This window comes from Fundicoccus sp. Sow4_H7 (assembly GCF_052115865.1).
In the GTDB taxonomy this organism is placed as follows: Bacteria; Bacillota; Bacilli; order Lactobacillales; family Aerococcaceae; genus Fundicoccus_A.
In genome coordinates, this window is sequence record NZ_JBQKME010000025.1 from 1 (window position 1) to 3,238 (window position 3,238).

The 3,238-nt window shown below is 50.2% G+C and carries 2 rRNA genes; both read left to right on the forward strand.

Annotated elements, in window-relative coordinates:
* The first annotated feature begins 166 nt into the window (after positions 1–166).
* Positions 167–3,041, forward strand: a 23S ribosomal RNA gene (locus ACTQ54_RS12360).
* Positions 3,042–3,116: 75 nt separating this feature from the next.
* Positions 3,117–3,232, forward strand: a 5S ribosomal RNA gene (gene rrf, locus ACTQ54_RS12365).
* The last annotated feature ends 6 nt before the right edge of the window (positions 3,233–3,238 follow it).

Sequence of the window (3,238 nt, forward strand, 5' to 3'; positions counted from 1 at the left end):
ACCTTAGCTCATTGAAAACTGAATAACACAACAAATAGTGATTAATGATTCATGCGAGTCATTAATGACACATCATTTTTTTGAATAAAAGAAATAATGAAACCGAGAATTGACCGAGTCTGTAAGAAATTACAGAGTTAAAGAAAAAAAAGCGCGAGAAATATGTGGTTAAGAAACAAAGGGCGCACGGTGAATGCCTTGGCACTAGGAGCCGATGAAGGACGGGACGAACACCGATATGCTTTGGGGAGCTGTAAGTAAGCTAAGATCCAGAGATTTCCGAATGGGGAAACCCGGCATCCGTTATGGGATGTCACACGTAAGTGAGGTAGACGCGGAGAACTGAAACATCTCAGTACCTGCAGGAAGAGAAAGAAAATTCGATTCCCTGAGTAGCGGCGAGCGAAACGGGAAGAGCCCAAACCATTGTGCATGCACAATGGGGTTGTAGGACTCACATGAGTGATTTAGCGTGTTAGTAGAAGCTATTGGGAAGTAGCGCGAGACAGGGTGACAGCCCCGTATACGAAAACACAACGAACACGTGAGTATCCTGAGTACGGCGGAACACGAGAAATTCCGTCGGAATCCACCAGGACCATCTGGTAAGGCTAAATACTCCCTAGTGACCGATAGTGAACCAGTACCGTGAGGGAAAGGTGAAAAGCACCCCGGAAGGGGAGTGAAAGAGTACCTGAAACCGTGTGCCTACAAGTAGTCAGAGCCCGTTAAGGGGTGATGGCGTACCTTTTGTAGAATGGACCGGCGAGTGACGATAGTTGGCAAGGTTAAGTTGAAGAAACGGAGCCGTAGCGAAAGCGAGTCTGAATAGGGCGAAAGTCAGGTGTCGTCGACCCGAAACCAAGTGACCTACCCATGTGCAGGTTGAAGGTGTGGTAAAACACACTGGAGGACCGAACCAGGACACGTTGAAAAGTGTTTGGATGACATGTGGGTAGCGGAGAAATTCCAATCGAACTTGGAGATAGCTGGTTCTCTCCGAAATATATTTAGGTATAGCCTCAGAGCAAGAGTGATGGAGGTAGAGCACTGTTTGGACGAGGGGGGCATAAGCTTTACTGAATCCAGATAAACTCCGAATGCCATAAACTCAACTCTGGGAGTCAGACTGCGAGTGATAAGATCCGTAGTCGAAAGGGAAACAGCCCAGACCACCAGCTAAGGTCCCCAAGTTACTGTTAAGTGGAAAAGGATGTGGGGTTGCATAGACAACTAGGAGGTTGGCTTAGAAGCAGCCATCCTTGAAAGAGTGCGTAATAGCTCACTAGTCGAGTGACCCTGCGCCGAAAATGTACCGGGGCTAAACAGTACACCGAAGCTGTGGATTCAGCAATGAATGGTAGGAGAGCGTTCTATAGGCGGAGAAGGCGTACCGTAAGGAGCGTTGGAGCGTATAGAAGTGAGAATGCCGGTATGAGTAGCGCGAGACGGGTGAGAATCCCGTCCACCGAAAGACGAAGGTTTCCTGGGGAAGGCTCGTCCGCCCAGGGTTAGTCGGGACCTAAGCTGTAGCCGATAGGTGAAGGCGATGGACAACAGGTAGAGATTCCTGTACTTGGTTGAACTGTTTGAGCAATGGAGGGACACAGGAGGTAGTGCCACGCATCCGGATGGAAGTGGATGTAGAAGCGATGAGTCTGACGAGGAGAAAAATGCTTCTTGTCATAAGGATAAGTCGTGACCTGGAGCGAAATTAAGTAGCGAAGGTGGCAAATCAAACTGTCGAGAAAAGCTCCTAGTGAGGAACAACCAACCCGTACCGCAAACCGACACAGGTCGTCGAGTGGAGAACACTAAGGTGATCGAGAGAACTCTCGTTAAGGAACTCGGCAAAATGACCCCGTAACTTCGGGAGAAGGGGTGCTGACGCAAGTCAGCCGCAGTGAATAGGCCCAAGCGACTGTTTATCAAAAACACAGGTCTCTGCCAAACCGAAAGGTGACGTATAGGGGCTGACGCCTGCCCGGTGCTGGAAGGTTAAGAGGAGTGCTTAGCGCAAGCGAAGGTACGAATTGAAGCCCCAGTAAACGGCGGCCGTAACTATAACGGTCCTAAGGTAGCGAAATTCCTTGTCGGGTAAGTTCCGACCCGCACGAAAGGCGTAACGATTTGGGCACTGTCTCAACGAGAGACTCGGTGAAATTATAGTACCTGTGAAGATGCAGGTTACCCGCGACAGGACGGAAAGACCCCATGGAGCTTTACTGCAACTTGATATTGAGTGTTTGTGTAACATGTACAGGATAGGTAGGAGCCTATGAAGTTTGGACGCCAGTCTAGATGGAGGCGATGGTGGGATACTACCCTTGTGACATGAACCCTCTAACCCGCGTATAGACTACGGGAGACAGTGTCAGGTGGGCAGTTTGACTGGGGCGGTCGCCTCCTAAAAAGTAACGGAGGCGCCCAAAGGTTCCCTCAGAATGGTTGGAAATCATTCGTAGAGTGCAAAGGCAGAAGGGAGCTTGACTGCGAGACCTACAAGTCGAGCAGGGACGAAAGTCGGGCTTAGTGATCCGGTGGTACCATATGGAAGGGCCATCGCTCAACGGATAAAAGCTACCCTGGGGATAACAGGCTTATCTCCCCCAAGCGTTCACAGCGACGGGGAGGTTTGGCACCTCGATGTCGGCTCATCGCATCCTGGGGCTGAAGTCGGTCCCAAGGGTTGGGCTGTTCGCCCATTAAAGCGGTACGCGAGCTGGGTTCAGAACGTCGTGAGACAGTTCGGTCCCTATCCGTCGCGGGCGTAGGAAATTTGAGAAGAGCTATCCTTAGTACGAGAGGACCGGGATGGACACACCGCTGGTGTACCAGTTGTTCCGCCAGGAGCATTGCTGGGTAGCTATGTGTGGGATGGATAAGCGCTGAAAGCATCTAAGCGCGAAGCCAGCTTCAAGATGAGATTTCCCATTCGAAAGAAGTAAGACCCCTGAGAGACGATCAGGTAGATAGGCTAGAAGTGGAAGTATAGCGATATATGGAGCGGACTAGTACTAATCGGTCGAGGACTTAACCACGAGATTGTTGGTTTATTTGTGAGTGTTATTCAGTTTTGAGTTTGATAAGGACTCAACGAACATAAGCACACTTGGTGTGGTGATACTAGCAAGAAGGACACACCTGTTCCCATTCCGAACACAGCCGTTAAGCTTCTTAGCGCCGATGGTAGTTGGACCTTTGGTCCTGTGAGAGTAGGTCATTGCCACGCCGTGTG